This is a genomic window from Pseudobacter sp. (assembly GCF_051955275.1).
Taxonomy (GTDB): Bacteria; Bacteroidota; Bacteroidia; order Chitinophagales; family Chitinophagaceae; genus Pseudobacter.
In genome coordinates this window covers 1-6,655 of the sequence record NZ_JBQCGW010000124.1, presented here as the reverse complement: position 1 = coordinate 6,655, position 6,655 = coordinate 1, and the positions used below count along the sequence as shown (strand labels likewise).

Below are 6,655 nucleotides of genomic sequence, written 5' to 3'. Positions count from 1 at the left end.
CACCTTTATCAGTTTTGATCTGCCACCACTGGCCTTCGCTTTTCTCCACCAGTGTTACGATCTCGTGGTGGGCCGCTTTGCCAACAATGGGCTGATCGGTGCCAGGCCCTTTGCGGATATTTAAATTGGAAGAGGTAGTGGTCACTTTTGCCTTTGCTCCGGGAGCCATGGTAGTGACATTTAGATTCATGATCAGGTCGCCGGCCCTGAATTCCGGATCCAGCCTGGAATAGATGTCCCAGAGTTGATCTTTGGTTGCACCGTTTGGTACATCACCATCGATATACAGAACATTGTCCTGTTCCCTTACCTGCAGATTGGTAGCGCCGGCAGCATTGGCGGCATCAACCAGTTCTTTGTATTTGTCTTGCAGTGCCATTGTTTGGTCCTCCCGGTTTGATTATTGAATAGTGAGTTTGTTCTCGATCTTTTTAGGTTTCAGTGCATTCAGCCCTATCCAGACTTTCTGCTGGTCGCTTTTCTTCAGCGTACCGGTGAGGGTGATCACACCATCTTTCACTTCCGCTTTCACAGTAGGATAATCTTTCAGCAGATCGGTCACGCCTTTACTGAGCGGATCATCAGCGGTTACGGTAACAGGGGCTGGCTCAGGCATCTGTGGTGGCGCTACTGAGAGCTGGTTATTCACTTCCTTGATTCCTTTCACGCCTGCAACTGCTGATGCAAATGCAGTTTTGGCGGCTTCGTCTTTCACTTCACCGGTAAGGGTAGCCACGCCATTCTGAACAGAGATCATGGGGGTGGGTCCCGCATCAGGCACTTTGGCCACAGCTTCCGTGGCAGCCTGCTGCAGATCGGCGTCCTTAGGTTTGCTCTTACATGATTGAAGGGCAAAGTTCAGCATGAGAACCATTGCCATAAATGCCATCCATTTTTTCATAATTCGGTGATTTTAATTTTTCAAAAAAAGATACCCTGTCAACATATTATTCCTAAATATACTATTTTAAACAGTTGGACCTGTGGCAAAAAAACCCATTATCCGATACTTGATCCGGGTCAACTTGTTCAATTCTGTTATAGTATTTCTTGTACACATCTGAACAAGCTGGTACAAAAGCAGCCCCAAAACAATGTGGAAACTTATTATTTGATTATCTTTAAAGGCAGCCCCGGGGGCATATAACCACAATCATTTCCACTTGCAAAAAGGAAACCACCCTGGATTCCTATGCCTGCTCCTAAAAAACGAAACAATATGCCTACGTCTGAATATTTTCTGATTGCGGAAGATCATAGTCTCACCAATATGGGTTATACACTTTTCATGGACCTTCATTTCCGCGACAGCACGTATAAGATCGTCAACTCCATGAAGGACCTGCAGGAGATCCTGGATCAGCAGGGACACCGCTTCAGTTTTGCGATCTGGGACCTGGAACTGATGGATGAGGATATGAGCACAAAAATGGATTTCATAGAAGATACCGTAAGGCGTTTTCCTTCCATGTTCATTCTGGTGGTTACCACCAAGAACAAACTGAAATACGTAAACCAGTTATACAATGCCGGCATCCGCGGTTTCCTGGTCAAGGATTCCAAGGAAACGGAGATCCTGAATGCTATTCAGACGGTGTTATCCGGACAGATCTTCGAGAGCAAACTCGTAAAACAATATCGCGCCATGGGCGCCGGCGATAGCAGGCTTGCCCCAACACAGGAAAACAATCCCTTCTTAAGTTTATCCAAGCGGGAGCAGCAGGTACTGAGGCAGATTTTGGAAGGTCAGCGGCTGAAAGATATTTCTTCCGATATCGGAGTAAAACAAAGTACCATCGCCACTTACAAGCATCGCCTGCTGGAAAAAGTGAATGCACGAAATATCATCGAGCTGCACGAGATGGCCCGTTTCCATAATTTCATCTGATCCGGTTTCTTTTATTCTTCCGGTTTTCGTTTATTGAGCGGGGGAAGGCCAATGGCAATGATCAGCCCGTTATCGTTTTCACCGGGCTTGATCTCTATTTCTCCTTTCATCACCTGCACCAGGTCAAAGATGATCTGGTAACCGATATGCCAGAGGCGCTGACCCGAGTATACCGCGGAAGCATCCTGTGAGGCGGATGCCTGAATGAGCAGTTCCCGCAGCTCCGTATCCATGGTAGTGCCATTGTCTTTTACAATGAAGATGGTGTATCCTTCTACCTGGGAGGCTTCAATTTCTATTATTCCATCTTTCATATATTTATTGGCGTGCAACACCAGGTTGAAGATGAGGTGGTGGAGCAGGTGCAGTTTTGTTTGAACCTGCATATCTTCCGGTACATTGTTAACCAGCTTGTTATTGCGCCACTGGAAGCGGTCGCCCAGTTCTTCCCGTACATCTTCTACCATGGCGTGAATATCGGCGGGCTCTATCGATACCGTTTCTACTGTTTCCTGGATATTGGACCACTGTATCAGCTGGTCGGATATGATCAGCAGGTTACGGGAGGCATCATTGATCTCCTTCATCACTGTTTTGATGGTTTCCTGGTTGATATTCTCAATATTCCGGGAAACGAGCCCCGATACTTTTTCTATACTGGCCACCTGCACGGTAACATCATGCATGAGCACATACACCATTTTGGATTTGTAGAGGTTGGAAGCATCCAGCATGGCATTGCCGGTTTCCATGAGGCTGAGTGTCTCAGACAAAACCTCATCTTTTTTCCTGGAAACCTTCACCTGTTTTTTCAGAATGGAAAAGCGCCTGGTGGTCAGGTAAACAATCAGGAGCAAAGCCAGGATCGCCAGCACCCAGAACCACCATTCTTCATACCAGTACAGGGATATGCTGAAGGGGATCGATTGCTCCATGTATTTTCCTTCCACCCCGCTGAACTGACGGATATGCAAGGTATGATTGCCACCGCTCACACGTTCCCAGCGCGTCATCAGCCTGGTGCCTTCTATTACTTTCCACTCCTGGTTATTGTCCATCCGGTATTCCACACGCATGCTGTAAGGATTGCTCCAGCAGGCTCGGTTCAGCACCCAGCAGATCACTCTTTCACTTTCATCGAATTCCCAGTCCTGCCCCGTTTCAGGCACAGGCACAAAGGCGCGGGAGCGGGTCTGCGCAAAATCAATATAAAGTGGCTCCTTCCAGGCGTTGCCGGGGATCTCCCCCGGACTGAAGCGCAGCACCCCATTGATGGTGGAGAGGAGCAGTTCATTTTTCCAGCGGGTATAGATCGGTTGTGCGCCACCGTTAAATTCATTGGTAACTAAACCATCCTGCCTGTCGAAATAATCATAGTAAAGAATATCGGCAGAAGCCGGATTTTTAATGAAGTTGAGCAACTGCGATTTCTGCGTACGGAACAATCCTTTGTTGGTAGGCAGCCAGATATCATGCCGGTCATCTTCAATAAGGGCGTGGGTGCTGGACAGGTACTGTTGTGCATCCTGTGGAAAGAACAGCACACTGTCCTTATTCAACAGGTAGGCTCCAAACCCAAAGCCATAGGTACTGAACCAGCAGACGGAGTGCTGAGGATCGGCGGCAACAAAGCGGGTTTCTTTATTCAGCGTACCATTGGCATACCGCAAGCGGTTGTTCTTTCCATCGAGCAGCACCAGGCCACGGTCAGTGGCAAGGAAAATGGTATTTCCATTCCGTGAATAATAGCTGGGAGAAGGCAGTTTGGTTTGTGGGGTATACACCGCCACATTGTATTGCCCGTCTTTGAAATACCCCCATTGAAAGGATTCAAAGATCCAGAGCTTCTGCGTTTCCTTGTCGAACCACACAAAGCGGATGATATTTTCCCGCCGGGTGGAATCCGCTTTCCGGTAGAAGATCCGGGCAGGCCCGTTGCCCGGAGGCTGGTACTGTACCAGGTTTTCATTACACCAGTAATAACCGCCGGTGCCATCCTCCGAGTAGGGGCTGCTCATATGGTTCTTCTGTTTCGCATATACTGCTTCGTTATTCCGGAGATCGAAGGTCACCCCTCTGCTGGTAAGCAGGTGGTTGCTGTCTCTAAGCAGCTGGGCGTACATACTGTTTATATTCAGTTCCAGGTCAGGCGCCAGCAGCTGGCGGAAATTATTTTTCCTGAATACAAAGAGCCCTTCCGTGGTGGTGCCTACAAACACTGTATGGTGGGCAGGGTAATACAGGATGCTGCTGATGGATTTCGGCAGTTGGTCGATATGCAAACGTTGTGAAGGATAGATCCCGTCTTTATCAGTACTCAGTACTACCAGGTCCTGACCGGCGGCCAGCACGGCCTGGTCATTCAGTTCATTATAATACAGTACAGTTCTTTTATTCTTCAGTTGTTCCCGGAGTGGCTGCAGGCGGCTGAGTGCCTGGGGAGCAGGCACAGGTTGAGGGCCCCGCAAGTCATAACATGCACCGTTGAGCCGGTCATTCAGTACATAGAGCAGGCCATTGCTGTAAAAGAGTTTGGCAGAATCCGCAATCACAGGAACGGGTTGCCGGAAGGCCAGCAGGCTATCGGCATAGATCATCAGTTCATTATTCTTGTTGGTAACGGCAAAACGGTCCCGGGGCAATGCCGCCAGGTAATAATTATAGAAGCCGGAGCTCCAGTTTTCCTGTCCGGGGTAATAAGCGTGCCTTCCGAAAGCATGAACACCCAGGCGCTGGATCTGTGCGGGGGAATTGAGCACACCGCGGAACCAGACAAAGAGGGCATACTGTTGCCAGATCCAGGTGAGCGACTGGTTGATGTAAATATCCTGTTTTCCGATTTTCAGCAACTGGCTGTGAACGTTCATCGCATATACCTCCCCGTTGGAGGTCCGGAACATGTTCACCAGCTTATTGGTGAGCAGGGAATCATAATGCTGACGGTCGAATGATTTGAGGGTAATTCCGTTATATCGCACGAGGCCTCCGAAGGTGGCCAGCCACAACATGCCGGAACTGGTGTCTATATACTGGGTGATGATGGAATTCTGGGGCAGGCCGCTGTTATCATTCAGTGTATTCACCAGCAGGTAGGGGTCTGAAGGCGGACTTTGTTGCGCCCTAACGTAAACGGGCACACTAAAAATAAACAGCAGTAATATAACGAAGCAGTTCCTTGTGGTTACAGGCATAATAGAACAGGTAAATGGCGCGTAGTGTAGTTTTGACTGAATGAATATAATAAATTCCGGCGACTGTAAAGAAAATACTACAATCCGTATTTTAACGTACCTCGTAAGTTTACATTGTAATCCTCCCGCAGTAATCGAGTGGAGGTTCCCCAACCAGTCAGTCCTTAAATTTGGAAGATTTTTACAGCAGAAAGTAAGTTTCTAAAGATTAAGGAGGAACCCAATGAACCACCGGTACACAAACACCAATGCGATAGTTCAAGAATTCAGGGCAGGCAATGCCGAAATATTTGCTATCATATTTCACCAGTTCTACTTAGAGGCCTGTTTTTACGCAAAGAGAATTTTAGATAAGCCGAGAATAGCAGAGCAGATCGTAGAACAGACATTCATAGATCTTTGGAAATCATATTCTCAGTTCGATAACTGGAATTCCATCAAGGTTTTCCTCTACAGCAATGTCAGGGATGCCTGTTTTGGAAGGATCGAAATGGGGCAGAGAGGGATCAGGGAAGACGGTCTCTCCTTGTATGTCTGGCACGAAGCCACTCAGTACATGGAGAAAGAGTTAAGCCGCCCTGAAGTGTTGAAAGACATACCATACGATCCGGTTGCAAACCTGCCGCCGCTGGCCAAAGAAATGTACAGCAAGCTGAGCGGAGCAGGCAACAACAGCCAGGGAATTGGCAGCAATCCAGTCATTGTTTGATCCGTTCCCTATGTTTCTACATTCAAAAAAGCTTTTAATTTTTTTTTAGGATAAGGGTTAATGTGTTAATGGAAATGATTAGTAAACCATCCCTGGTATTCTTGCCGGGGATCTTTTTTTTATACCATATTGGTATTTTTTGTGAACTTTAAGTTTCACAAAGGCACTGATTGGTTAGAAACTCCCCTGATACCGAAAAAAATCTGTTCTCTACAGACAAGGAATACGCGTTCCGGGTATTGTTTGACCTTTACAGCAAACGCCTTTTCACATTCGCCCTCTCCATGACCAAATCTTCCGCTGACGCTGAAGAGATCATCCAGGAATGTTTTCTCCGCCTCTGGGTGCAATGGAACAATCTTCCCGATATCGATTCCCCCGAAGCATTTCTCTACCGCATGGTCCGCAACCGCACGCTGGACCATCTCCGCAAAATTTCGCGCGAAAAGAAAATGATCAACCAGGTCTGGAGCAACCTCTCCCAGCCGGACCGCTCCCTGGAAGAGCTCATCCTCACCCGGGAATACCAGCAACTCATTGATCAGGCCCTCAGCCAGCTTTCTCCCCGGAAACAACAGATCTACCGCCTCAGCCGGGAGCAGGAGCACTCCCATGAAGAGATCGCAGCCATTACCGGCCTCTCCAGGAGCAGGGTGAATAATATCCTGTCGGAAACACTCAGGTTCATAAAAATGCACCTCGACAAGCATTCCAGCGACCTCGGCATCGTTTTCTGGATCTATGCCTTCAACCATTTCCGCTGATTCCGGATTTTTTTTTCGCAAGACCGGTTATTCCCTCCTTCGCCATTCGTCAGTATGGTAACCATGCCTTATTCTTCACAGGCAAACCAAACAACTTATGCCT

6 protein-coding genes are annotated in these 6,655 nt (G+C 47.9%); 3 read left to right on the top strand and 3 right to left on the bottom strand.

The window, feature by feature from the left end; all coding sequences use genetic code 11:
- Window positions 1–379: SH3 domain-containing protein (locus tag ACTHMC_RS10475; RefSeq protein WP_440413063.1), on the bottom strand; the 379-nt coding region annotated here is incomplete at its 3' end.
- A 21-nt stretch (window positions 380–400) separates the two neighbouring features.
- Window positions 401–901, bottom strand: coding sequence for a BON domain-containing protein (locus tag ACTHMC_RS10470; RefSeq protein ID WP_440413062.1), 501 nt, complete (start codon window positions 899–901; stop codon window positions 401–403).
- A gap of 318 nt (window positions 902–1,219) precedes the next feature.
- Between ACTHMC_RS10470 and ACTHMC_RS10465 the strand changes: the two genes are divergently transcribed.
- Entirely contained in the window at window positions 1,220–1,888 is a 669-nt protein-coding gene (locus ACTHMC_RS10465; RefSeq protein WP_440413061.1) for a LuxR C-terminal-related transcriptional regulator, read from the top strand.
- Between the two features lie 11 nt (window positions 1,889–1,899).
- Here ACTHMC_RS10465 and ACTHMC_RS10460 read toward each other — a convergent pair whose 3' ends face one another.
- Window positions 1,900–5,025: a sensor histidine kinase gene (locus ACTHMC_RS10460; protein ID WP_440413060.1), complete on the bottom strand. Its 3,126-nt coding sequence runs from the start codon at window positions 5,023–5,025 to the stop codon at window positions 1,900–1,902.
- 277 nt (window positions 5,026–5,302) lie between these two features.
- Here ACTHMC_RS10460 and ACTHMC_RS10455 point away from each other — a divergent pair, with 277 nt between their 5' ends.
- A complete protein-coding gene (locus tag ACTHMC_RS10455) occupies window positions 5,303–5,788 on the top strand; it encodes an RNA polymerase sigma factor (RefSeq protein ID WP_440413059.1) in 486 nt (161 codons plus the stop codon).
- Between the two features lie 170 nt (window positions 5,789–5,958).
- On the top strand, window positions 5,959–6,552 hold the full coding sequence (locus ACTHMC_RS10450; protein ID WP_440413058.1) for an RNA polymerase sigma factor: 594 nt from the start codon (window positions 5,959–5,961) through the stop codon (window positions 6,550–6,552).
- The last annotated feature ends 103 nt before the right edge of the window (window positions 6,553–6,655 follow it).